Below are 25,136 nucleotides of genomic sequence, written 5' to 3' on the forward strand. Positions count from 1 at the left end.
TTTATACTATAACGAAAAAACCTGAAATAATCACTTCATTTGTACTTTTTTCATAGAATTGGCAAAGTTTTTTATAACACAGATTTGGCTGCACAATCAAAAAGCTGCTATTTGGCAGCTTCAAGAATTTCTATCATAAATATCCAATAGAGTTTCTATGAAGATACAAAGCAGCAGCTTTCTTATTATTCCGCAGTAACTTCCATGTCATTGTTTATATAATGACGTCTATATTTAAAGATAAAGTAAATAGCTGTACCTGCAAAGAACAATATTGGATAAATCCCCAAAATCTCTGCATTATGCCACATATACTCAAAATCACCAGTTGAGATTACCGCTTTTAAGCCAGCTACTGAATAAGACATTGGCAATAGATTGTGGATATGTTGTAATACATTTGGTATTAACTCTAACGGAAATGTTCCCGCACTTGTAGTTAATTGGAAAATCATGATTATTACGATAATAAACCGTCCAGGATTTCCAAATAACGTAACAAAAAATTGGATAATCGAGAAAAATACTAAACTAGTTAGAACAGTAAATAGGATAAACAACGGTACGCTTTGAACTTCCATACCCAAAATAACGAGCAATACAAAGGACGCAACTAGTGCCTGCAAGACACCCACTCCAACTAGAATGATCGTTTTGCTTAAAAACCAACGCATACCACTTTTTGGCTGTCTCTCTGGTTCGGCAAAAGAGAAAACGATAGATAACATTAAAGCACCAACAAACAATCCAAGTGAGATAAAATATGGAGCTAAGCCCGTTCCGTAATTCGGAACATCCGATACCTTTTCTTGGTCCACTAAAATCGGTTCTGCAATCATATCATAGGTTTTTTCATCCGAATGTATGGAACTTGCTTCCTCCGCTCCATCGGATAATTTAGAAGATAGCTCTTTACTACCATCCAATAAGGTAGAAGTTCCATTAACCAGTTCCTTTGAACCGTTTTTCAGCAAGTTGGTTCCATCTGATAAAGCAGTGGAACCAGTTGCAAGTGTATTCATTCCTGTTAGCAATGTATTCGCACCTTCAGCTAAATTAAAAGACCCATCGACAGCTTTTGAGAATTCAGAGGCATACTGATTCATTCCAGACACAAATTGTTCTTGACCAGCTACCTGTTGCTTTACCCCACTTTCTAACTTCGAGCTACCATCACTTAACTGATTAACACCTGTTTGAAGCTGTTTTTGACCTTCATTTAATTCAGTTAGACCGCTTGAAAGGCTCACTCCACCTTCTGCCAGCTGGTCTGCTGCTTGGCTCAAAGCCACTGTATTTGTAGCAATAGAAGAGCTTCCGTCCACCAACCCTTGAATGGCTGCCATTAACTGCTGTTGATTTTCTTCTGGTAATCCTTGTAGCATCGGCATAATCGAATTTATTGTTTCCTGTAAGGTTTTAGCACCTTCATTTAATTGATTTGCTCCAGCAGCTAATTGTTCTGATTTATCACTCCATTCTGTTAAACTTTGCGATAAATTATCTGAACCAGTTTGAAGCTGATTTGTCCCTTCGATTAGCGAAGGTATACTCGCTTTAACTGTATTGATTCCATCTTTTGTTTGAGACACGCCATCCAGAATGGATTGATCCCCTGCTTGTAATTGCTCAGCGGCAGTACTTAATTCCCCTTGTGCGGATTGTAACTCCGATAACCCTTTATTCAAATCCCCCGCACCATCTGCTAGCTCTTTCACTCCATCATTCGCACTATTTACACCATCAGAAAATTGAATTGACTTTTCAGCAAGTGTTTTTAAGTTAGAATAAACCTCTTCTGTCCCAGATTTAATTTTATCTGTTCCTTCTTCTAAATCTTTTGCACCAGAGCTTGCTGTTTTTAAGCCATCTGACATTTCTGTAATGTTTTCAAAAATAGATTCCGCATAAGTTTCCGTTACTTCTTTACTTACACCTTGCTTAATTTTTTCAATTGCAGAGTTCCCTATTTGAGAAGAAATAAAGTTATAGCCAGGATTAGAGATATATTTCAAATCTAATTTCTGTGGATTATCTTCAAGTAAGGTCGTCGCATTTTCCGAAAAATCTTTTGGTATCTCTATCAACATATAATACTTTTGCTTTTCTAAATTTTCATATGCTGTTTTTTTATCAACAAAAATAAAGTGGAAATCTTCGCTGTCCTTTAAGTTTTCAACTAAATCGTTACCAATCTCTAATGATTTCCCGTTCATTTCTGTCCCGGTATCTTCATTAACGACTGCAACGGGTAATTTGTCTAAGTTTCCATAAGGATCCCAAAAGGCCCATAAGTAGATGCCTGCATATAATATTGGAATAAATACAATAGCAATAACAGAAATGAGCATCATTTTATTTTTAAAAATAGAGGACAGCTCTGCCTTTAATAAACTTTGTTTCATGTAATTCCCCTCCATTTTTCCATAACTCTATTATTCTTTTCCATTACTTTCAATTATTAATTACAAATCCCCTTTACTTAGAAACTAGAGAATCACCTGATAATCCATAAAATAAATGCATTTCTAAACTAGAAGCTATTTCCTCTGAGCTTAGAGGCGGGTGGTTTTTCTCCCACTCAAATATTAATGCTAAATATACTTTAAAGATAATAAACGAGGTTAATTCTGTATCCTTTATTTGAATTTCCCCTTTATCTACTGCCTCTTGCACACGTATCTTCATATAATTTAATATGGCATTTTCTAAATGACTAATAACTTCCTTTACTTCTAAAGTGCCGATTTCTCGTTGCTCTTGAAAAAGTTTAACCGTCAACTGATGTTCTTTGCGGTACTCAAGCATATTCATCAATGCACGATGGACATTTTCCATAAACGTAGAGGATGGATCAAATGACTCATCTGCTCTTTCCTTCATTTCTGCTATCAAATCATTTATGATTTCGTAAAAAAGCTCTTCCTTATTCTTAAAAAAAGTATAAATGGTTCCTTTTCCTACGTTTGCGATTTTAGCGACATGATCCATAGTTGTTGCTTTATAGCCGAACATGGAAAATGATTTTGCCGCTGCTTCTAAAATAAGATTCCTACGATCAACAGTCATATATCCCACCTCTTTCTTATAGCGCAATTTTCCATATGTAAGCAGAAAACAAAGCACCAGTCTTTTCCTTCCTATTATTAAGCGAGTAAATATTCTCCATTAACTGGTTCACTCAAAAACATGTCTCCAATGTACTCTAATCTTAAAAATATAAAGGAAAAACTCCCTTATGAAAGACCGCTTCTATTACGAGACTGACTAAAATAACGTTTCGGTCAGTTAGTACAAAGAAGAATATATCACAGTGTTAAGCTGCTTGCAACAAAAGAAACCAAGCGATTTTCGTAATAATCACTTGGTTCCGTTTACAATATAATAATGTCAAGAAAAATTATTTTTTAGCTTATCCTTTAGTAGGTACGGCAATTTCTTTTAATACGACTGTTGCTAATACATCAATAAATTCTGGCTGTGCGTTCGGCATTTTTGGTCGATAATAACTTGCACCAACTTCTTTTGTAACTACCAAGCATTCGTAGTCATTGTCATATAAAACCTCTAAATGTTCTGCAACAAATCCTACTGGAACATAAACAAATGCTTTATATCCATATTTATCGTATAGATCTCTTGTTAAATCCTGAACATCTGGTCCTAGCCAAGGATCTGGTGTATTGCCAGCACTTTGCCAACCTAGATAATAAGTAGAAATTCCTGCCCCTTTTGCAATTAAATTTGCTGTTTCCTTTAATTGCTCTGGATAAGGGTCTCCATATTGAAGAATTTTTTCTGGCAAACTATGTGCTGATACGATTAAAGCTGCATTATCTCTTTCTTCTTGAGACATTTTGCTATATGTCTCTTTTAGTTGATTTACCCAATAGTTGATAAACTTAGGCTCTTTATACCAACTTTCAATACTATGAATAGTTAAATCGCCTAGCTTATCCGCTTCTGCTTTTGCACGATTATTATATGATTTAATACTAAATGTAGAATAATGTGGAGCTAATACAATACTTACTGCTTCTTTTATCCCATCATCATGCATCATCTTTACGGCATCTTCTACAAATGGTTCAATATGCTTTAAGCCCAAATACATTTTAAATTCAATATCCTCTTGAATTTCATTAAGACGGGCCTCCAAGCCTTTTGCTTGTTCCATCGTAATTTTTGCTAATGGAGAAATCCCGCCAATTGCTTCATAGCGACTCGTTAAGTCTTGAAGCATTTCATCTGTCGGCTTTCTGCCATGTCTAATATCCGTATAATATCTTTCAATATCCTCTTCTTTATATGGAGTTCCATATGCCATCACTAGAAGACCCATTTTTTTACGACTCATTTCATTACCTCTCTTCTTTCCTATTATTTTGTATCTTATTTCTTTATATATCCTTTTAAATAATTTTTATTTACCTTCACGCTTGCTTAATAAATCACCAGAATAGTCATGAATAAATCCAGTCAATCTTTTCAACACCGCTGGATCTACATCCGGGAATACGCCATGCCCTAAATTAAAGATAAAGCCAGGGGTTTTAATACCTTGCTGAATAATTGCTTTCGTTCTCTCTTCAATGACACTCCATGGTGCAAGCAGAACTGCCGGATCCAAATTCCCTTGAACTGCTTTTTTTATCCCCATTTTTCTTGCCTCAGATATAGGTAATCTCCAATCTAGGCCAACTACATCGAGGGGAAGGTCGTTCCATTCTAAAGCTAAATGGCTTGCACCAACTCCATGCATAATTAGTGGTACATTTTCATCCTTTAACGCTGAAAAAATTCTTTCCATTACAGGCTTAATAAAAATACGATAGTCTACCACGTTCAATGCGCCAACCCATGAATCAAAAATTTGAATAGCACTAGCTCCAGCTTGAATCTGTGCCTTTACATAGGTAATAACCATATCGCCAAGTTTATCCATAAGAGTAGTCCAGGCTTCCGGTTTTGCATACATAAATGCTTTTGTTTTATGATAATTTTTCGATGGACCCCCTTCAATCATATAACTGGCAAGGGTAAATGGTGCACCAGAAAAACCAATTAAAGGAACATCTAATTGCTCGGTTGTAAGGAGCTTAATCGTATCAAGGACATACTTAATATCTTGTTCAGGATGTAACATACCAAGTTTTGCAACATCATCCATTGATTGAATGGGATTCTCTATCACTGGTCCAATTCCTGATTTTATTTCAACATCAACACCGATTGCTGGAAGTGGTGTCATAATATCTTTATAAAGCACGGCTGCATCGACATCATACTGATCGACTGGTAATTTCGTAACATATGCACATAATTCTGGCTGATGTGTTATTTCGAATAAAGAATATTTTTCTTTAATTGCTCGATATTCAGGTTGGGAACGACCAGCCTGTCGCATATACCATACCGGAACATAATCAGTCGGCTGTCCTTTTGCCGCTTTAATAAATGTATCTTTCACTTGTTTGCTCATCCTCTTAATGTCCACCTTTCAAAGGTATGATTTCCATTGTATCTATATTAGTGGTTATACTCAACTTATTTATAATCATTATTAAATTATAATATTTATAAATATTATGCAAGTAAAAAGTTTTGAAAGCGGGAAATTTTTTTGCACTTTCCCAATTACTTTTCTCAAAAACTTATCATCCCCAATAAAAAGGAATGTCCTCACTCACCAGACACTCCACCTTATTTTATGTAAAATTACTCCCACTCAATCATGCATACATTTTAATAATATATCTTTTTCACTACCTTTGCATAGATAACTCATCGGATTGTCACAATTTAGACATTTTTATCCGATTAGCCATGCAGCACCCCAACAATTAAAAGCATCTTAGAAAAACATCTGCTTCTTCCTATTTGCGATTATTTAAAAATCCGTTAAAGGTTTATTCATGTGCCTCCCTTCTCTATTTCCATAGTAACTTTTCCATTTTTATTGTATGCTAATAGTATCTTGTGACATAGGAGGAAGATCAGTGAACATCTATCTTACTAGCGGAACATATGATTATTTATGGAAAAAATACGAGAATGAATTTTCTAAAGAAACTTTATTGTTAATGCAAGATATAAATAGTGACAGGGCAATACTGCTTCATGAAAGTCAGAATCCTTCTTTTTTCAAGGAACCAAGAAGCTATGACATTTTATTTACCTATGGAATATTAGAAAATAACGGATTTATAACAATGAATTATGTACCTGTAAGTGAAGATAATAAACCTGTTTATGAGCATAATATAATGAAATATTTTTCATCTAATCCACATAGAGAAATGAAAGCCATTCGATTCCTCCGTCCTAAAAAAGGAGATACTTTTATTATCCTTTGTCTATGGGAAAATAAAGCAAGCTATATTAAGTGGATGCAGCATCCAGAAAATGCAAATGCGCCAATCGGAAATAATAGTGAAAAAGGCTGGAATAATTCGCAGCATTCTATCTTTAATGGAAAACCATATTTCATGCAATTAACGATTCCAGAGGAAGATTAATCATACATAATCCCTGTAGCCTGCTGAACAACTAACTACCTTGTCTTAATTATGCCATTTCGATTTGCATAAACAGCTGCTTGTGTTCGGTCGGCTACTCCTAGCTTGGATAATATATTGCTAACATGGGTCTTTACCGTTTTTATCCCGATATATAATTCCTCACTAATCGCTTGATTTGTCATGCCTTCTCCAATACACATTAGTACTTCCGATTCTCTTTCTGTTAGATCATCATGGGGTTTTCTTTCTGTTGCTCGTAATTTTTTGACCATAACATTAGCAACTTTAGGCTCAATTATTGCTTCTCCACTATTGGCTTTATTAATAGCCTGAACAATTTCAAAGGCACTCGCTGTTTTTAGTAAATAGCTAAAGGCACCTGCCTCTATCGCTGGAATTACTTGAGCTTCATCATAGAAGCTTGTTATAATAATGATTTTACAGCTAGGATATTCTGTTAGAATGGCTTTAGTTGCTTCGATTCCATTTCCGTTTTCCATCAGTAAATCCATCAGGACAATATCTGGCTTTTCTTTTATAACAAGCTGAACAGCCGTTTGACCACTATTGGCTTCTCCTACAATTTGAATATTCGACTCTGTCATTAAATAAGATATAATCCCTTTCCGGACCATCTCATGATCGTCAACAACTACTACTTTAATCATTTTCCCACCCCTTAGTCGAAACTCTAATATCAATATATGTACCTTCTCCAATTTTCGAGCGAACTTCCATTATGCCACCAATTTCTTCACAACGCTCTCTCATCGTTTTTAATCCATAGGAAGCTATCCTTTCTATAGTTGGATCAAATCCTTTTCCATTATCTCCAATATGTAAATGAGCATAATTTCCGCGCTCTTCCAAAATGATTCTTACTTTATCTGCATGGGAATGACGAAGCACATTGGATAAGGCTTCCTGTACGATTCGAAATAAATGTTCTTGTCCAGCCGTAGTTAAACCTTCTATTTCATCAATGCTCGCAGAAAAATGGAGCGTTGTTTTTCCCTTCAATTCTTGAATTAGCTTAATAATTCCATCACACAATGTATCATTACTTAATTCAACGGGCCTTAAATGTAGCAATAATGCTCGCATTTCTCCTTGTGCTTTTCCTGCAATCGACACAATTTCTTTTAACTGTTCTTTTGCCAAAACTGGATTGCTGTCAAAAACTTTATATGCAGCAGAAGACATCATGTTTAATGCAAATAATTGTTGACTGACAACATCATGCAAATCTCTTGCAAGTCTTTGCCTTTCTTCTATAACTGCAGCATTATGAGCAGTTTGGCCAAGTGTTATTTTTTCATTTGCTAATCTTTGCAATGAATGGACTTGTTCTTGTTGATAGTCTGCAAGTTGATTAAGTTCTTCTTTCACACCGTATACATACTCATTCGTGGATAGCTGCATTTTCCCTGGTATTTTCCCTCTCCGTAAAGACGATGTAAACCAAAATACCTCATCTAATTGCTTCTTAATCGTGCTATTCCATTTAAAGGCGAAGTAAAAACCAATTATAGAAGTTAGGAAAAACCAAATAACTGCTAAAATGAAACTTTCTATAGCTGTCATAACAAAAGCAGAAAACAAATATAAATAAATTTGTATACTTATAAATAACAATAAAGCACTAATCATACTTGTTAAAGCTACATTTCGGTAATATCCATAACGGCTACTTGTCTGCTTCATGTTTCCTCCTATACCTTTTGCACAGCTATATCGCCTATATTTATTAAAATATTCAATTTAATTTTTTTTATTGCCTCTTCATAATCGGGTGTTACATACTCTAAGCTATTTCCAAGCCCATCTCTAATTGATTGAAGTATGCGTACTTCTCCAATTTTCGCTTCTGCAGTAACATTCATCGCTAAATCATCTGGAACAATAATTTTTATGTCACCAATTCTAGCATGTATAAACAATTCAGTTTCTCCTTCTGGAATAAAGGCTTTGCTAAAATCGATATAGACATCTCCTATCCCATGAGATATATGCATTGGTTCAACAGACCAGTTGTCTGTGTTATATTTCACGTCGCCAATTCGAAATGATTTCTTTGTGTAGCGGTTTCCTCCATTATCATATTCAAAAGAAAATTTCTTTGGGCTAATAAGCCTTAATGCCAAAAGAATAATTACTAATGGCCATAATCTCCAAAAATCCACGAAACCAAATTCCAATACTTGGAATCGATCCAATATTAATAAAATTGAAAACACAAGAATAAATAAAGTGAAAAACAAATTATTTTTCCTCTTTAATGAAATATGATAAAGAGATAGACTTCCATATATAAACAACAAAAACGGATATATTATGACAAATATTTTTTTTATTTCCAAGGAAATGACACCTATACTAATGAGTAATAGGATAACGCCTAGAACCAGTAAAGTAATGGAAAACAATGTTTTGGGGATAGATTTTTTCAAAGACTTCCCTTCTTTCTTTAAACATTTATACTTTGGGTGATATTTCTTCTTTCTATATGGATAAAATTCCAAAAAGGACAACAAGAATATAAACTTATTGTACTATCATTTCGACTATTTTTGTTCCTTCTATCGAAGTTTTTTTCTCCGTCCTTAGAAGTAGTCTCCATTTTTTCATGTAATAATTTCTCCTTACTTCAGATATAAGGAGGTTCCATAAAACGAAGCAGAATCTCCCCTGATCGATAATAATAGAAATCTTCTACTCATTGTCCTCCTCCTTTCTCTTTATTTGTTATCTCGAGCAATAGATATTACTTCCGTTAAGAGGGATACCCATTTTTCTTAAAAGGACTTATCACCTTTTACATGCAGCCACATAGTCTGTATTAACCGAATTGTGATAAATGCCTATTGCATTATCGACCTTAAATCGGGAAAGGAGCTGCATTAAATGGGTATTGAATTAACAGCACTTCATTGGATATATGTATTATTTATTGTTTTTATTATCGGATTTATGGTTATGAGAAGAGATACAACATTTATTTGTATTGTCGGAATCTTTCTTTTAGCCATTACAGCAACTGGGTCATTAAGCACGTCGATTAGCAGTATTTTTAATAGTTTTATCTTTGCGATCACAGAATTGTTACCTACTATTGTGGTCATTTCCATCATCGTTGCAATGAGCAAAATTTTGACAAAAACAGGGATTAATGATGTGATGATTTCTCCCTTTTCGAAATTAATTCGTTCACCAAGTCTTGCATATTGGACGATTGGTATCGTAATGATGTTGATTTCTTTCTTTTTCTGGCCTTCTCCTGCAGTAGCATTAATTGGTGCTGTTTTATTACCAGTCGCGCTGCGTGTTGGTTTGCCAGGAATTGCTGTTGCCATGGCTATGAACTTGTTTGGTCATGGAATCGCTCTATCAGGAGACTATATTATTCAAGCAGCTCCAAAGCTAACTGCAGATGCTGCTGGTATCCCTGTGCAAGATGTCATGCATGCAAGTATTCCCCTAGTTATTGTTATGGGACTTGTGACCACTATTTCTGCTTTCTATTTTATTAAACGTGATATGAAAAGAGGAACATTAACTTATTCGACCGGCATCAAATCTTCCAGTACATCAGAACTACTTCCTTCAGTTAATCAATTACTGCTTAGCAGAACCCAAAAGAAATTATTTGCCATTCTTATTCCGATTCTTTTTATTCTTGACGTAGTTGCCATGTTTCTTCTAGATTTACAAGGTGGAGATGCTACTGCACTAGTTGGAGGAACATCCATTATTATTCTTCTTTTAATTACACTAGTAAGCTATAAAAACAAGGGGTTAGAAAAAACAACCAGTTATTTAATCGAAGGTTTTCAATTTGGCTTTAAAGTTTTTGGTCCAGTTATTCCCATTGCCGCATTCTTTTATTTAGGTGACTCAGGCTTTAATACGATTATCGGGGACTTTCTTCCAAAAGAGTCACACGGAATTGTAAATGATCTCGGAGTTGCTATAGCTTCCACTGTTCCATTAACGAAAGAAATTGGAGCAGTCACATTAACTGCTGTTGGTGTTATTACAGGCTTAGACGGTTCTGGCTTCTCCGGAATTTCTTTAGCAGGATCCATTGCTGGTTTGTTTGCCCATGCAATTGGCAGTGGCATAAGCACCTTAACTGCTTTAGGGCAAATTGCTGCAATATGGGTTGGTGGCGGAACTCTAGTGCCTTGGGCGTTAATTCCTGCTGCTGCAATATGTAATGTCGATCCATTTGAATTAGCTAGACGAAATCTTCTTCCAGTTTGTATCGGATTAGCGGTTACCACCATTTTCGCAATGTTTCTTATCTAAATAGACAGCCGGACCACACTAATAAATAATCAAGGTATTAAGCTTCATATTTTTAAAAAAAGGCTGGGACAAAACTAAATAACTAATCTTTAAAGAGGAACAATTTCTAATTTAGTTTTTAAATATAGTTAAGCGTAAAAACTAAGTCGTTCCATTGCGCTACAGACGCACGATGCGCCGGGGAGTAAGCTGATCCTCCACGCTGCGAGGGCACTGAAAAAGTATAGTTTTTCCAAATTAATAAACACGAAATTTTATGTAAATTAACCACATAAAAATTCGTGTTTATTATTAGTTGCACAGCTTATGTCCCAGCCTCATTCTTACGTCTATTCAGTCTATCTTTAAAAGTTTCGTACAAACCTACCCATATAAATAACCAAATTCCTCCTAATAAGTAGCCACCAATAACATCTGTTGGATAGTGTGCCCCTAAAGCAATTCTGCTTATCCCAATTAGTAGAATTAATACAAAGGCAGCACCTGCTAATATTAGTTTCCCTGCATTTGCTTTTATTTCCTTTGCGATAAGATGGGCAATAAACAAGTAGAGAAGCAATCCTACCATTGCATGCCCACTAGGAAAACTAAAACTGTCTGCCTCTATAGCATCCGCTGTTATCGGTCTAGGTCTTACTACTAGATCCTTTACCCATTTATTTAATTCATTACCTATTCCCACACATAGAACAAATGTGACAATCCCAGCATAATCTTTCTTTTTCCACCAAAGAAAAAGGATGAAAAGCAAGGCAATGATTCCAATCCCAATCTTATCTCCTAAATAAGATACCCCTTCCCAAAAAGGATTTAAGCTAGTTGAAAAAAGGATATGTATAAAATCAGTTATCGCTGTATCAGTGGCCAATTTCTCCTGACCAGATACGCCAATAATAAGAAGGATAAAAAATAAGAACGAAAGGATTAACAGACCCCAAGCCATTTTTGATTTTCTAATATCCATGTTTTGCCCTCCATACGATATTCCATTTAAACCTTATTTTAACAACATTCCCTTCATTAGGATAGGGGAAAATTAAGAACTAATCCTTTTCCATCTACCTTTCTCCTATCCTCCTACTTTTTCCATGCTATAATAAAAATATTCAAAATAGTAAAACGAGGTGAAAGAGATGCTAGAAGAAATATGGGAACAATTAGAGAACTATTATGACGAAATGGTCGAAATACGAAGATACCTTCATCAGCATCCAGAATTATCATTTAAAGAGTATAAAACAGCTCAGTATATCATCTCTTTCTATGAAAAATTAGGAATTCAGGTTACTGGCAACATCGGCGGAAATGGAGTAGTAGCAAAAATAACTGGAGGAAAACCAGGCAAGACAGTTGCTTTACGCGCTGATTTTGATGCCCTTCCGATACAGGATGAGAAAGAAGTTGCTTATAAATCAAAGGTTCCAGGTGTTATGCACGCCTGTGGTCATGATGGACACACGGCGACATTATTAATCCTTGCAAAAGTAATACATGAATTTAAAGAAAAATTGTCAGGAAATTTCGTTTTCATTCACCAACACGCAGAGGAATCAAACCCCGGTGGAGCAAAAGCGATGATTGAAGCTGGCTGTCTCGAAAATGTGGATGCTATATTCGGTACTCATTTATGGGCGACGCTTCCTACAGGTACTGTTTCCTATAAAGCTGGTCCAATGATGGCTGCTGCCGATGAATTTAAAGTCAAGATTCAAGGACAAGGTGGACATGGAGCACAGCCCCATAAGACAAAAGATTCTCTTGTTACAGCTTCCCAACTCGTCATTAATCTGCAACAAATTGTCAGCAGAAAAGTTAACCCAATCCACAATGCTGTTTTAACAGTAGGCTACTTTGAATCTGGAAATGCTTTTAATGTAATTGCTGATACTGCTACAATAGGAGGAACAGTTCGAACATTTAATTTAGAAACGCAAGCACTTATTAAAGAAGAGCTGGAAAGAGTGATAAAAGGAACCTGCTATACAGCGAATAGCACGTATGAATATGAATATGATGATGGATATCCAGCTGTTGTCAATCACTCAGAAGAAACTTCTTTTTTAGCTCGTTGTGCCGAAAACATTCTAGGAGTGTTTGTGCAAGAAGGAGAACCAGAATTAACAGGTGAGGATTTTTCCTATTACCTTCAGCATAGAAAAGGAGCTTTTTTCTTTACAGGTGCAATGCCTGATGCAAACGGCCTTACTTATCCACACCATCATCCAAGATTCGATATTAACGAAAAAGCAATGCTTATTGCAGCAAAAACACTTGGGTCTGTTGCAATTAATTACAATCTTACCTTTTCTGAAGAAGAAACGAATACAATTAAAATATCGTAAATTCCAGAATCAAAAGGAATGGATTCAACTTAACGAATCCATTCCTTTATTTTAATTGTTTCTGTTCTTGAAAATAACGCCAGCGATATACATTTTTAGCAGCCTCACCTAATTGATCTAATAAATTATAGTTTGCGTAGGCACCAACTGCGGCACCAATCCCTGGGACAAGCTGAAGCATTTTCACAAAATCAATAAAATCCCGATATTCCTGTTGTAGCTCCTGCCAGTTAAGACCCGCAACTTTTTGCTTTTCTTGTTCCCAATTCTCGATTACCTCTAAAACTTCTCTTCGTTTGCCTTCACTTGAAAAAGCTAACTGAAAGATATAAAGCAAATAGATTCTTTCTTCTAATTTGTCCGTATCATATCCATAGATAGTTGCTGTTTCCATCAAAAAGTTCATTTTAATAGAAAGTAATAGTGGAAAATCAGCCAATCCAAGCAGAATCCCACCGGCACCAGTTCCAGCGCCTTCTACAACAGCGATCTTTTTATATTGGCCAATCTTTTTCGTTAACTCCTCATCTTTTCCTTGTAAAGTGTGAAATCGTGGCAGATTCTTTTTCTTTAATATATTGCTACCAGCAAGCGTCGCTTGGATCATCTGTTTGATCGCTTCGGTAATTGTTTGCTGAATTTTATCGGGGATATAGGCATTTATTTTATTCTGTGCCTTCTTGGATACTCTATTTAAAATAGAAGAACGTTTTTGAAGTTTACGTTTCCACTCCTCCACTTCTATGAATGCTCTCTGTTCATATTCATTCATCTGCATTCCTCCTTTTGCTTATTCTTACGTTGACTATAAACAAATAGTTCTCTTTTTTCTATCTACTAATCAAAAAGGAGCTTTAATCCTTGGCAAATGAAGGTTTAAAGCTCCTTATCTTTTAGGAATGTTTCACTTTTTTATTTATATACATTAAAACAAAAAAAGCAATAAAGGCTCCATTAACTATTAAAGAAATCACTGCATATAAAAAGTCCCCTTTAAGTGCAATAATAAGCGTTAAAACAAATCCTTGCCATCCTAAAATAGTAGCCATTATTTGCTTAAAAGCTTTTTCTCTATAAGAGGATTCGACTGGATAAATAGTAATCCATAGCTTGTTATCATAAGCATTCCAAAGCGGCAATAACTGCAAACCAGTTAAGAAAACAAATAATACACTAATGAAAACTTGACCTGGTCCAAAAGATAAGAAAAAGATGAAAATTCCACTTATCACAGTTAACCTTAGTGTTAGTCCAAAATAGTCACCTGCACGTATATAGGTTCTCCAATATAAATGGGCAAACACTTTATCTTTCACATAAGGAATTCGACTAAACAACAAATCAAGTAAACGTCTTCTTTTAATATGATTTCTTAGTTTAGGTACCTCTGTAAACATATTCGCAAAACGATAAAAAGAGGCTAATCTTTTTTCATCCTGTTCGATTAAATATTCCCATTTTACCCCTTTCTTGCTTGTCGCCTTCTGGAAATAAACAAGCAAAAATGCCATGATAAGGAGTAAAACAAGAATAAAGTAGGGAGAAGAATCTGCAAATAATAAATAAAGTATAGCTAAATTCACAAAGAAACGCACAACAGTATCTGTGTAATGATAGTGAACATTTACATAATATTGAATATGCCAGCGAATAAGCAAATTAGCCCCTTTCGTGATCAATAGCACAATTAGTAAATACCAAAAACGGCTAAAGTCCCCCCCATGTACTTGTGCATACAACGGCATTAGTGCTGCCAAAAGGATCAACAGTAAATATCCTTGGATAACAAAGCTAACCACCATTGACTTCAGAAAATATTTCTTCATTTTCATCTCAACAGCAATCAAAAAGATCCGATCGGCATCCTTTAAAAAGGTATAGGTAGGACTATTTGTCAGAAAAAAAGTAAGGATAATGCTCATAATAAGCGCCACAGGAAAATCATCGGGAATCGTTTTCAGCCAGGCTTGATAGTAAAAGGCTGCAGTTCCTAACAAAAACACTAACACTATCACAAGATGTCCATTGAAAATATACTTTAAATATTGACCATATTCTTTTGCTGTTTGTCCAGCTCTATCTTTCCATAATTGCTTTTCATTAAATTCAAACATGTTCTTCTTCCTTTGTTAGAAGAATATATAGATCATCCAGTGTAGCACCTGGCATATTAAAGGCCGCCCTTAATTCCTCCATCGTTCCCTGACATTTAATTTTTCCTTCGTGAATAATGATAATCCGGTCACAATATCTTTCTGCAGTAGCAAGAATATGAGTAGACATTAAAATCCCTGCACCCTTTTCCTTCATTCTCTTAAGTTGATCGAGCAAAGACTGAATACCAAGTGGATCCAATCCAACGAATGGTTCATCCACAATATAAAGAGATGGTTCCACTAGAAAAGCGCACATAATCATCACCTTTTGCTTCATTCCTTTAGAAAAATGAGCAGGAAACCATTTTAATCTTTTTTCCATTCGAAACTCTTTTAATAATGCTTCCATTCGCTTTTGATAGTCAGATTGAGATAATCCATATGCCATCGCCGTTATTTTCAAATGCTCTTCCAATGTTAATTCATCATATAATATAGGTGTTTCTGGCACAAAGGTAAACTCTTTTCGATAGGCCTCTTTGTCCCCTTCAAACGTCTTTCCATTAATGAATATTTCTCCTTTATGGGGTTCCATTAAGCCAATAATATGACGAATAGTAGTACTTTTCCCTGCACCATTTAACCCAATTAAACCGACCATCTCATTCTTATTGATGGAAAAAGAAATATCTTTTAGAACAGGATTCTTTGTATATCCCCCAGTAACATTCTTTATTTCTAACAACGCCATATTTTGTACCTCCAATATGTATTATCTATAGTTTAACAACATTCTCCGTTAATTAAAAATGATTGTGCAGAAAAACTTTTAATTCTTTTGTATATAAATTCTTAATCAGGACATTCTATTTATTGAAGGGGAGCACCAATGAAATATTGCAGTATAAACTTCAATATTAAATGAGGTGTTTGCAAAAGATTCTATAGAGATCTTTTAAAAGAAACTTCCATTCGTTTTTAAAGGGGATGTTTGCCTTGCATAAGCAAGATATAAACATAAGATCAGTAACACCAAGTTGCTTTCTATCAAAAGCAGCCTTATAAATCATTTCCACTTTGAAATGAGGTGTTTGTCGCAGACTGTCATCCAATCTTTATACGTTGATAAACTTATAAAGACATTTAAGGGGATGGTTCGTTTGAACAATGATCGATTTTTCTCATAAAAGTAAAACAATTCATTTTTAAATGAGGTGTTTATCAAAGAGAAGAACCCTAAACGATAAAAATAGAAGTTCTCTCCTTCAAAAAGAGGGTGTCCTTACAAGGTATTCTTATCATGTATTTCCATGTTAAAGGAGTTAACTTAAACTTCTCACTTGGAACATTTATGATAAGAGGCTCCTTACAAGGCACCCTCTTTCCTTTTGGTGTTCATTAAAATAGCTCCTGTGTTAAAATATTGGTAATACATAATGAAGGAAGGTTTTTTTATGAGTGACTGCATTTTTTGCAAAATAATCGCTGGAGAAATTCCATCTAAAAAAGTTTTTGAAAATGAACATGTTATGGCTTTCTTAGATATAAGCCAGGTAACAAAGGGACATACATTGGTGATACCTAAAAAACATGCGAAAGATATTTACGAATTAACCCCTGAAATAGCAAGCAATCTGTTTGAAGTGGTACCAAGTATTGCATCCGCAATTAAAGAGGCTTATGAACCAATTGGGTTAAATCTTTTAAATAATAATGGCGAAAAAGCGGGACAGTCTGTTTTCCATTATCATATGCATCTCATACCAAGATACGGAAAAGGGGATGGATTCGGTGCAGTATGGAAAACAAATTTCGACGGATATTCAAATGAAGAATTAACAGAAATTGCGGATAAAATTAAAGAAAAAGTGAAGTAAAGAGACAAAAGTAACAGCGAGTAAAGATATTTCTTAAAAAATTCATTTTTTCCAAAAGCTATATAATAATAATTTCCGTTTCATCTCATTCGTTCTTTCTCCCCTATCGTATCAACTATAAACATTTTCGAAGCTGGGGAAAATATTTTTTTAATAGCACAAAACCCCAAAACACCATTTTGAAAAATTCTCATTTTTTCAAAAAAGGTGTTTTTTAATCTGTACAAATCAGCGGAATTTGTTAGTATAAGGGTAATCTTTTTGTCTTTACCACATTACTAGTTGAAAAAGTGAATTTAGGAGGAAAGAACGTTGAAAAGAGCATATAATTTTAATGCAGGTCCAGCTGCTTTACCTGAATGGGTTCTACAAGAGGCAAAGGAGCATTGGCTGAATTTTAATGATACAGGAATGTCTTTAATGGAATTAAGCCATCGCAGCAAAGACTATGAGGCTGTACATAATGAAGCAAAAGAGCTCCTTACGTCTCTACTTTCCATACCAGATAATTATGACATTCTTTTTTTACAAGGAGGAGCAAGTCTTCAATTTACGATGGTACCAATGAACTTGCTTCCGAAAAATAAAACGGCCTATTACGCACTGACTGGCGTATGGTCAGAAAAGGCAATCAAAGAAGCCGCTAAACTTGGCAATACAGCAATTTCAGTATCTAGTAAAGAGGATAACTACACATATATTCCGAATCCTGAACAAATTGAATTGCCAAAGGATGCTGCTTATCTGCATATTACAAGCAACAATACGATTTATGGAACTCAATGGAGCAATTATCCAACAAATTTATCTGTACCTTTAATAGCTGATATGTCCAGTGATATTTTAAGTACACCAATTGATGTATCACAATTTGGCATTATATATGCCGGTGCCCAAAAAAATCTTGGACCTTCTGGCGTAACGGTAGTTATCATTCGAAAAGATTTAATTAAAGAAGATAACACTTTGCCAACTATGTTAAGTTATCATACACATGCTAAGAATAATTCATTATTCAATACCCCTCCTACTTTAGGTATTTATCTTTTATCTCTAGTACTAAAATGGGTGAAACAACAAGGTGGTATCGAAGGAATAGCTAACATAAATAAGGAAAAAGCACAACAATTATATAATGTTATGGATCAAAGTAATGGTTTTTACCGAGGACATGCAGAAGAAAAGAGCCGTTCAAAAATGAACGTAACCTTCACTTTGCCGTCAGAAAAGCTTACAAAGGCCTTCTTACAGGAAGCAAAGGAAGCAGGATTTGTTGGTCTAAACGGTCATCGATCTGTTGGAGGTTGCCGAGCTTCTATATACAATGCTGTTCCACTGGAACATGTTGTCGAACTAGCTAAATTTATGAAGGATTTTCAAAACAATCACCTCTAATAAATACGAAATATCCTTAAAAATAGTAATGATAACTTGATTACGTTATAATAAGGAAAAAGAGCGAGGTGTTAGCAAATGAGCGCAAAATCATTCTTATCAGGATTTTTAATTGGAGGAATTGCAGCTGGAATTACTACCTTACTGACAACTCCTTACTCAGGAAAAGAAGTGAGAAGAGTCTGCAATGATAATGGAAAAGCTTTTCTACAACATATTCAAGAATTAAAAATCGATTTAAATGAAATAAAAGATTCCATTAAAACTGTTACTGTAGAAGGAAAAACAGTTTTAAGCGACTTTATTGAAGACCTTAAACAATCCTTAGATACGTGGAAAGAAGAAATTAAGCCACATCAGGAATTACTTCAACAGGAACTCGATGAATTACAATCAACCATTAATGAGTTAGAAAATGATTTAAAATAGCTTAGTCTTTACATGGCAAAAAATTTTTAAAAAAGTGGAGGTTTTCTAACAAGGAATCCCTCCATTTTTTTATCTATTCAAAATCGCCTTAGTTATGTCACTTTTTCTAACACAACAATGTTAAATCTTTATTCGCATATAATTTTCCTAGTCCTTTTTCTACCAATTATCACATTCCATTTTTTTACTTCTCTTTTTCAACAATTAATTTCTTATTCACTCTCCAAAAAAACTTCTCCCTTCTTTTTTCCTAATCCATAATTTTTTAGACAGGTAATCTCCCCACTTTCATTTTTTTCTATCCTTCCCAAACTTTATTTCCTCAAATATGTCTAAACAAATACATGAATTTTTATTTACTTTTTTACATATCTATTCAATTAAGCGCTTACTTTAAATAAAAATTCTTATTTCTAAAAATTTTGTTAATTTTTATCTTTATTAATTTTTGTTTTATTGGCATAATGTTTATAGATAACAGAAAAGTAGGTGATTGTGGATGAATGAAAGTCAGATTTCAATGAAGGATGCTTTACTCTTTACTCAAAGAATCGGACAACTTAGCAAAGCATTATGGAAGGCAATCGAGAAAGATTGGCAAAGCTGGATTAAACCGTATGATTTGAACATTAATGAGCACCACATACTTTGGATTGCTTACCAGCTAAACGGAGCATCTATTTCAGATGTAGCAAATTTCGGAGTAATGCATGTCTCAACAGCATTTAATTTTTCGAAGAAATTAGAAGAAAGAGGACTACTACAATTCTCGAAAAAAGAAAATGACAAAAGAAATACGTATATTTGCCTTACAGATAAAGGGAAAGAAGTATTTGTTCAAATTATGGAAGATTATAATCCAAATAATAGCTCAGCATTATCCGCCTCCTTGCCAATCAAAAATCTATATGGAAAGTTTCCAGAGCTTCTAGAAATGATGACAATCGTTAAGCATATTTATGGAGACGATTTTATTGAAATTTTCGAAAAATCCTTTTCTAATCTTGACGATATTTTGGAAGAGGATGAAGGACATCTAAAGAAAAAAGATCCAGTATATTCTAAATAGAGAAATAGAAATTGGGGAATAGGACTCTAGGTTTGGGACATTCTTGACCGGTGGTAAAAAAGATAAGAGAGCAGGTTGCTTTCTTATCTTTTTTTCGGAAAATTTAAATAAGTTTTACAAATGTAAGTAAAATACATATAAAGCATGATATTTTTCTGTTTGCAAATAATATTTTTAATAAATGTCATAAATTTGTATTAAGAGCCTATTGATTTTTTACTCTTTTCGTCGTAAAGTATCAAGGTAAGTTTGCTTGATTAAACGCAAGATAAGAAAAAGAAAAAGATATTCTTCCAATTATTAGTTATTCAAGCGAGAATTTATTATTAAAAGTAGCTAAAAATTTCTCCCTATGGAGGGTATTAACATGAACTGTTGGAAGACTGTCAACTTCCATAAAAAATATGGAACGCAGCGCCTATTTATTTTGTCTTCTATGACAACGATTGGTTGTTTTCTTTTCTTATATGTACCAATAACAACCTATTTTGCAAATAACAAACTTTCTGACGATTATTTTTTATTATTTATGACATCTATATTGCTTATATATCCTTTACACAAATTATTGCATTTATTACCAATGATTCATTTAGGGGATAAAATTAAGAAAACATGGAATGTACAATTTTTACCTGTTTTACACATTCAAGTAAAAGAACCAATCGGAAAAATTCAATTTCAATTCGCACTAATTTTTCCTTTTGTCATCATTAGTGGATTATTACTTGTATCTTGCTTCCTTTTCACGAGCTATGTTCATTATTTTTTAATGATTTTCGCTTATCATACAGGTATTTGTGTTCCAGATTTCATTCGGATAAAAAACCTCTGGAAATCACCACGTTCTTGCTATGTAGAAGAAAACGAGGATGGATTTGAGATATTAATAAATAATGTAAGTGAATTATCTTAAATGGATACTATTATTGTTTTACCAAACATATAATGAGATAAAACTAGAACGACTGATTTTCTAGCCTCCTAGAAAGATAGATTGTAAGGAGGCAAAAAATCCTTCTGACGAAGAATCTAAGTTTACTGCCTAAAATAGTTGATAATACTATCTTTTTGTCCTGTTATTTGATAATGTAAATATCATACAATAAATTCTGCTTAAAGGAGGGAATCAATGATGATCTCCATTTTCATTATTTTAGCTATTTTTATTTTATATAATATTAATAGACTAACAAATGCCCTATGTTTACAAAAAGAAATTCCTGAAGAAAAACAACCAAAAGTCTTTCGAACGATAAATGTTCTTATTACCATTCTTTTGATTTCTTCCTATGTAGATATTCTTTTTTAAGATTTTTTTAACTAAACAAACTCTGTCTTATATACGGAGATATGTAGAAAAGAAGCAATGTAATAGCAGTCCAAACAGACTATTACACTTGCTTCTTTTTATATGCCTTCAGATCAACTTATAGCCAAGCTGCTCCGATGATTACTAATAAGATGAATAGTACTACTAATAAAGCAAAGCCTCCACCGTAAACTCCTCCACCAGACATGAAGATTCCTCCTCTCTCTATCGTTCCAGTTGTTCTTTGGCGCATAAATAGGCACTCATCCTAGTAAGATTGCCTTTATACGCTATTATAGCTTACAGCCATGCAGCGCCAACGATAACTAATAAGATAAACAATACAACGATTAAGGCAAAACCTCCGCCGTATACGTTACCCATAGTAACACCTCCTTTAAGGTTGCTACCATTTGTTTAAAAATTACATGGTGTTTCGGTTTTTCTACTTTCTTTTATTTATTGGCTTCCATACAACCATAACCAACTTATTCTAAATTTGTTTTTTATCAATATTCGTCCGTCCCTATTGGATGTTATTGGTCACTTGTTAGCCACAGATCTTATTTTAGATCCTCCATAAAAGAATGAACTAATATTTATAATACTTTGTACTGTATTACCACTCTCACTTCATCTTTTGCCATATAAACCGTAACAACCTTATGAATTTGCTTAACGCGAATTCTTTGAGCTCTTTTTCAAGCTCAATTTATCATATGTATTCGCCCTAAATTCGGAACAGGACATATACCCATTTTTTTATAAGGAATGGAAGGCGCAAAAAAATAGCATCTCAAATAACTTTATGGAAAAGACATAAAAAAACAAAGAATCCAATCTACAAAATTCATTTCCATTAAACGAAGAAACGCTATTTAGGAATGAATCTTATACATTTAATCCTTTGTATCAAAGAAAGTAAAACTTCCCTCAACGGTGATTTTTTCCTATCACACTATTGGTTTGGTTAGTTGAACCAATCGAATTATTTACAGACAGTTTACTGCCATTTACCACTGTAAAAAAAGAGTTAAATAGAAACTTCAAGCAGTTGTTTAATTCTCATACACCCTCACTTCTCCATCTCTACGTTTTTTCTCCTCTTCTAGTCTTTTCATATAAACCTCTCCTTCCCGTTCAATTATTTCATTTTCAATTGCTCTATCCTCTTTTCCAGTTTTAACAGCCATAATCGCACTAATTGCAATTCCTCCCAATACAAAAATAACCCAAAGTGGAATTCCTAGCATTGAAAATTACCCCTTTCTAGTAATTTCTATCTTTTATTTCATCCTATGCTAGAAAAACTAGATTATTCCCTCTTATCGGCTTTTTTGCAAGAAATTACATTACTTGATTAGCAAAAGCAGCATTTATCTTTGGGATGCAAAAAAAAGGATGAGAACTCAGTGAACTCATCCTAGTCTTTTTATTTATGAAATGTTGGTTTGTAAAAGGAACGGTTTTCTAACGGAAAAACTCTTTCCGTAAATTCCCCTGGTTTCACTCGATCTAATACTCGATCCAGCATATTCATTTTTGCATCTAAGTTATCAATATAGTGTAAGATTTCCGCTTCTTTAATTAACGGAGCTTTTGGACTTCCCCATTCAGGCTTTCCGTGATGGCTGATTATCTATATATATAAAGTGAGAAAAATATTAAATATATAGTAGTTTCAATACTTCTCTTGCATTTTTCTCATATATAGTGAGAAAAAGTAAAGATTTATAGAGCCTACCTCTATTCAGGTGTAAGCAATTCTCTACCTTTGGCAATTTTCATTCCGCAACATCCTGTTTCTGTAAATTTTTAATTTATTTGTTCAATTATATATCAGTAGAGTCGCAACATAGGAGCGCGAGCAACTTCAAAAAATGTTAGAGGATCTACAGGAAGGTGACATTATTTTTGTTACTGACTCAACCCGAATCAATCGGAGTACACAGTACTTATTTGAATTGATTGATTTAATTCGAAGGAAAAAGGATAGCTTAAAATCACTCAAGGATACATGGCTAGAATCTTAATAAGCAAAAACTGTGGCATCTCTTTCAAGCGGTCACACCAATCATAAGTTTCCTCCCGTACAATCTTTACTTTAAAACAAAAGGTCCTTTTTCTATGGAAGAATGTATTTATAACTATCTAAAGTCAGAGTCTAAAAATTAGTGGGATAACTTAGATGAATATTACAGTGGAAAAATGGTATCAGTTGGAGGCTGAAGCGATAACTTTACTTCACTAACGGATGCGTTCATTTTCAGATGGAGATGGAGCAAAAAAAGTACAAGTACTATATTAAGATAACGAGACCTTATCTACAACAAGGATTGAATCCCTAATCGTTTTAAAAGACACGACTATTGAAGATAAGCAAGTAATATAAGCTTGTAACAATGATTCTTTGAAATCTTCGATACAAGCTTAATAATCGATAACAAATTATTTATTAATACATATCAATTCGTATGCTGCTTTACCATCTATAAACGCTTTCGCATGTATTAGCTTGGGGTTCATAATAACAATGTTGTTTATATTGACCTGCTAATGGTTGAGCGTACCAAGTAGGTGGGCATTTACCATATGGATTGAAATACCAAAGAGCATATTTAGAAGGATGCTCTCTCCAATAATCTAATGCTTTTCGTGCTAATCTTTTTTCGACATCTCTTGCACCTTGATAAAAAACATTCCCTTTTTGTACTGCTTCAAAAGAATAATTTCCTCCTTGTACTTGAAAAATCACGTCCCTTATTGACCTTAAATTTAAAAAATCTAAACAATCTGCTTTTAGTCGGTTTACAATGACATTACCAACCATAAGCATCCCTAGTCGTCCTTCTCCTTCAGCTTCTGCTCTCATCATCCTTGCCATCAATGCAACATCACTTTCGGTATATTTTACTCGTGGCACTTTTATCACTCCCTATATCTAATTATATGAACGTTGTTCATCAGAAATACCTTGTTGAAGTTTACTAATGAGCGAGTTAAAATGAATTGTGAAAAAATCAGGAAAATAATACATAAGCTAATAATTTCATGAGAAATGAAGAGAATATGAATGATAAATGAAGGAGGAATGTAACTATGGCATTAACACCTTATGACCCATTTAGACAATTAGTAAATATAAGAAGAGATTTTGACCGTATCTTTTCTGACCTACCGTTTGATTTTAGTGGGGACAAAGAGCACTTTGGAAGTATTAAGGTAGATGTGCATGAAAGTGAAAATGAAGTTGTTGCAACTTGTGATATACCGGGACTTGAGAAAAAAGAAGACGTAAACATTGATATTGAAAATAATGTATTATCGATTAGCGGTTCTATAAACAAAACAAATGAAACAAAAGAAAAAAATATGTATAGAAAAGAACGTTACACAGGTAGTTTTCACCGAGCTATAACACTTCCGAGTCTTGTATCTACCGAGGGAGTATCAGCAACCTATAAAAATGGTGTATTAGAAGTAAAAATGTTAAAGACTACACCAAATAATAAAAAGAAAATTGATGTGGAATTTCATTAAAATGAGCAAATTATATGAAGTTATGAAAGAATTTGATAAGGATTATTTGCAGGAGATATCTAATATGCAACCAGAATTAGTGGATTTGCTTATATTAACTTGTCATTCTTCAAATAATAAGAAGAAAGCTATATTAGATGAACTTGCTCATAACATTAAGTCATCATATATTAAAAACAATATTAACTAATCTTCCGATTAGAACTATCTAAACAAGGGGGTGTCGAATTTGGCATCCCTATTGTTG

At 34.0% G+C, this 25,136-nt stretch carries 26 protein-coding genes and 2 pseudogenes; 12 read left to right on the forward strand and 16 right to left on the reverse strand.

Annotation, left to right across the window (positions count from 1 at the left end; all coding sequences use genetic code 11):
• Window positions 1-185: 185 nt before the first annotated feature.
• The 4 genes from ADJ83_RS05265 to hemE form a co-directional block, all read right to left on the reverse strand.
• On the reverse strand, window positions 186-2,405 hold the full coding sequence (locus tag ADJ83_RS05265; RefSeq protein WP_031536649.1) for a YhgE/Pip domain-containing protein: 2,220 nt from the start codon (window positions 2,403-2,405) through the stop codon (window positions 186-188).
• Between the two features lie 73 nt (window positions 2,406-2,478).
• Window positions 2,479-3,069 carry a TetR/AcrR family transcriptional regulator gene (locus ADJ83_RS05270; protein WP_031536650.1) on the reverse strand — a complete coding sequence of 197 codons (591 nt, stop codon included), beginning with the start codon at window positions 3,067-3,069 and terminating at the stop codon, window positions 2,479-2,481.
• A 343-nt stretch (window positions 3,070-3,412) separates the two neighbouring features.
• Window positions 3,413-4,357, reverse strand: coding sequence for a ferrochelatase (hemH, locus tag ADJ83_RS05275; protein ID WP_031536651.1), 945 nt, complete (start codon window positions 4,355-4,357; stop codon window positions 3,413-3,415).
• Window positions 4,358-4,423: 66 nt separating this feature from the next.
• A complete protein-coding gene (gene hemE / locus ADJ83_RS05280; RefSeq protein WP_031536652.1) occupies window positions 4,424-5,482 on the reverse strand; it encodes a uroporphyrinogen decarboxylase in 1,059 nt (352 codons plus the stop codon).
• Between the two features lie 517 nt (window positions 5,483-5,999).
• Between hemE and ADJ83_RS05285 the strand changes: the two genes are divergently transcribed.
• Window positions 6,000-6,518, forward strand: coding sequence for an antibiotic biosynthesis monooxygenase family protein (locus tag ADJ83_RS05285; protein WP_048717151.1), 519 nt, complete (start codon window positions 6,000-6,002; stop codon window positions 6,516-6,518).
• A 35-nt stretch (window positions 6,519-6,553) separates the two neighbouring features.
• Here ADJ83_RS05285 and ADJ83_RS05290 read toward each other — a convergent pair whose 3' ends face one another.
• The 3 genes from ADJ83_RS05290 to liaF are packed head-to-tail and all read right to left on the reverse strand — an operon-like array spanning window position 6,554 to window position 8,971.
• Window positions 6,554-7,189: a response regulator gene (locus ADJ83_RS05290; protein ID WP_031536654.1), complete on the reverse strand. Its 636-nt coding sequence runs from the start codon at window positions 7,187-7,189 to the stop codon at window positions 6,554-6,556.
• Window positions 7,182-8,225, reverse strand: coding sequence for a sensor histidine kinase (locus ADJ83_RS05295; RefSeq protein ID WP_031536655.1), 1,044 nt, complete (start codon window positions 8,223-8,225; stop codon window positions 7,182-7,184). Before ADJ83_RS05295 ends, ADJ83_RS05290 begins: the two co-directional genes overlap by 8 nt.
• 8 nt (window positions 8,226-8,233) lie before the next feature.
• Complete coding sequence (gene liaF, locus ADJ83_RS05300) at window positions 8,234-8,971, reverse strand: cell wall-active antibiotics response protein LiaF (protein WP_031536656.1); 738 nt, start codon at window positions 8,969-8,971, stop codon at window positions 8,234-8,236.
• A 454-nt stretch (window positions 8,972-9,425) separates the two neighbouring features.
• Between liaF and ADJ83_RS05305 the strand changes: the two genes are divergently transcribed.
• Window positions 9,426-10,829: a hypothetical protein gene (locus ADJ83_RS05305; protein ID WP_031536657.1), complete on the forward strand. Its 1,404-nt coding sequence runs from the start codon at window positions 9,426-9,428 to the stop codon at window positions 10,827-10,829.
• A 304-nt stretch (window positions 10,830-11,133) separates the two neighbouring features.
• On the opposite strand, the gene ADJ83_RS05310 is transcribed toward ADJ83_RS05305, so the two are convergent.
• Window positions 11,134-11,793: a phosphatase PAP2 family protein gene (locus ADJ83_RS05310; RefSeq protein ID WP_048717154.1), complete on the reverse strand. Its 660-nt coding sequence runs from the start codon at window positions 11,791-11,793 to the stop codon at window positions 11,134-11,136.
• Between the two features lie 169 nt (window positions 11,794-11,962).
• Here ADJ83_RS05310 and ADJ83_RS05315 point away from each other — a divergent pair, with 169 nt between their 5' ends.
• Window positions 11,963-13,171 carry a M20 family metallopeptidase gene (locus ADJ83_RS05315; protein ID WP_031536660.1) on the forward strand — a complete coding sequence of 403 codons (1,209 nt, stop codon included), beginning with the start codon at window positions 11,963-11,965 and terminating at the stop codon, window positions 13,169-13,171.
• A gap of 46 nt (window positions 13,172-13,217) precedes the next feature.
• Here the strand turns inward: ADJ83_RS05315 and ADJ83_RS05320 are convergent, their stop codons facing one another.
• From ADJ83_RS05320 to ADJ83_RS05330, 3 genes are all read right to left on the reverse strand, one after another.
• Window positions 13,218-13,943, reverse strand: coding sequence for an EcsC family protein (locus ADJ83_RS05320; RefSeq protein ID WP_031536661.1), 726 nt, complete (start codon window positions 13,941-13,943; stop codon window positions 13,218-13,220).
• A 121-nt stretch (window positions 13,944-14,064) separates the two neighbouring features.
• Complete coding sequence (locus tag ADJ83_RS05325) at window positions 14,065-15,285, reverse strand: ABC transporter permease (RefSeq protein WP_031536662.1); 1,221 nt, start codon at window positions 15,283-15,285, stop codon at window positions 14,065-14,067.
• Window positions 15,278-16,018: an ABC transporter ATP-binding protein gene (locus ADJ83_RS05330; protein ID WP_031536663.1), complete on the reverse strand. Its 741-nt coding sequence runs from the start codon at window positions 16,016-16,018 to the stop codon at window positions 15,278-15,280. The genes ADJ83_RS05325 and ADJ83_RS05330 overlap by 8 nt, the downstream gene beginning before the upstream one ends.
• Window positions 16,019-16,721: 703 nt before the next feature.
• Here ADJ83_RS05330 and ADJ83_RS05335 point away from each other — a divergent pair.
• From ADJ83_RS05335 to ADJ83_RS05360, 6 genes are all read left to right on the forward strand, one after another.
• The gene (locus tag ADJ83_RS05335) at window positions 16,722-17,144 is read left to right on the forward strand and encodes an HIT family protein (RefSeq protein ID WP_031536664.1); all 423 of its coding nucleotides are present in this window, start codon (window positions 16,722-16,724) and stop codon (window positions 17,142-17,144) included.
• Between the two features lie 312 nt (window positions 17,145-17,456).
• A complete protein-coding gene (gene serC / locus ADJ83_RS05340; RefSeq protein ID WP_031536665.1) occupies window positions 17,457-18,539 on the forward strand; it encodes a 3-phosphoserine/phosphohydroxythreonine transaminase in 1,083 nt (360 codons plus the stop codon).
• Window positions 18,540-18,617: 78 nt separating this feature from the next.
• Window positions 18,618-18,968 (forward strand): YtxH domain-containing protein, encoded by a 351-nt coding sequence (locus tag ADJ83_RS05345; protein WP_031536666.1) that lies wholly within the window; start codon window positions 18,618-18,620, stop codon window positions 18,966-18,968.
• 499 nt (window positions 18,969-19,467) lie between these two features.
• Window positions 19,468-20,037, forward strand: a complete 570-nt coding sequence (locus tag ADJ83_RS05350) for an HTH-type transcriptional regulator Hpr (RefSeq protein ID WP_031536667.1) — start codon at window positions 19,468-19,470, stop codon at window positions 20,035-20,037.
• 367 nt (window positions 20,038-20,404) lie between these two features.
• A complete protein-coding gene (locus ADJ83_RS05355; protein ID WP_031536668.1) occupies window positions 20,405-20,953 on the forward strand; it encodes a DUF3267 domain-containing protein in 549 nt (182 codons plus the stop codon).
• A 216-nt stretch (window positions 20,954-21,169) separates the two neighbouring features.
• Complete coding sequence (locus tag ADJ83_RS05360; RefSeq protein ID WP_035416273.1) at window positions 21,170-21,349, forward strand: hypothetical protein; 180 nt, start codon at window positions 21,170-21,172, stop codon at window positions 21,347-21,349.
• 118 nt (window positions 21,350-21,467) lie between these two features.
• On the opposite strand, the gene ADJ83_RS05365 is transcribed toward ADJ83_RS05360, so the two are convergent.
• From ADJ83_RS05365 to ADJ83_RS24750, 4 genes and pseudogenes are all read right to left on the reverse strand, one after another.
• Entirely contained in the window at window positions 21,468-21,557 is a 90-nt protein-coding gene (locus ADJ83_RS05365) for a YjcZ family sporulation protein (RefSeq protein ID WP_035416274.1), read from the reverse strand.
• Between the two features lie 92 nt (window positions 21,558-21,649).
• Complete coding sequence (locus ADJ83_RS05370; protein ID WP_035416275.1) at window positions 21,650-21,733, reverse strand: YjcZ family sporulation protein; 84 nt, start codon at window positions 21,731-21,733, stop codon at window positions 21,650-21,652.
• A gap of 674 nt (window positions 21,734-22,407) precedes the next feature.
• Window positions 22,408-22,602, reverse strand: coding sequence for a sporulation YhaL family protein (locus ADJ83_RS05375; RefSeq protein WP_031536670.1), 195 nt, complete (start codon window positions 22,600-22,602; stop codon window positions 22,408-22,410).
• 179 nt (window positions 22,603-22,781) lie between these two features.
• Window positions 22,782-22,988 (reverse strand): annotated as a pseudogene (locus ADJ83_RS24750) (3'-5' exonuclease); the annotation flags it as partial.
• Between the two features lie 220 nt (window positions 22,989-23,208).
• On the opposite strand from ADJ83_RS24750, the pseudogene ADJ83_RS05380 reads away from it, so the two are divergent.
• A pseudogene (locus tag ADJ83_RS05380) lies at window positions 23,209-23,376 on the forward strand (recombinase family protein); the annotation flags it as partial.
• Window positions 23,377-23,831: 455 nt separating this feature from the next.
• On the opposite strand, the gene ADJ83_RS05385 reads toward ADJ83_RS05380, so the two are convergent.
• Window positions 23,832-24,272 carry a cell wall hydrolase gene (locus tag ADJ83_RS05385; RefSeq protein WP_031536671.1) on the reverse strand — a complete coding sequence of 147 codons (441 nt, stop codon included), beginning with the start codon at window positions 24,270-24,272 and terminating at the stop codon, window positions 23,832-23,834.
• A gap of 176 nt (window positions 24,273-24,448) precedes the next feature.
• Here ADJ83_RS05385 and ADJ83_RS05390 point away from each other — a divergent pair, with 176 nt between their 5' ends.
• On the forward strand, window positions 24,449-24,889 hold the full coding sequence (locus ADJ83_RS05390; protein ID WP_031536672.1) for an Hsp20/alpha crystallin family protein: 441 nt from the start codon (window positions 24,449-24,451) through the stop codon (window positions 24,887-24,889).
• Window positions 24,890-24,953: 64 nt separating this feature from the next.
• Entirely contained in the window at window positions 24,954-25,079 is a 126-nt protein-coding gene (locus tag ADJ83_RS26465; protein ID WP_255256528.1) for a hypothetical protein, read from the forward strand.
• The last annotated feature ends 57 nt before the right edge of the window (window positions 25,080-25,136 follow it).

This window comes from Bacillus sp. 522_BSPC (assembly GCF_001076885.1).
Taxonomy (GTDB): Bacteria; Bacillota; Bacilli; order Bacillales; family Cytobacillaceae; genus Niallia; species Niallia hominis.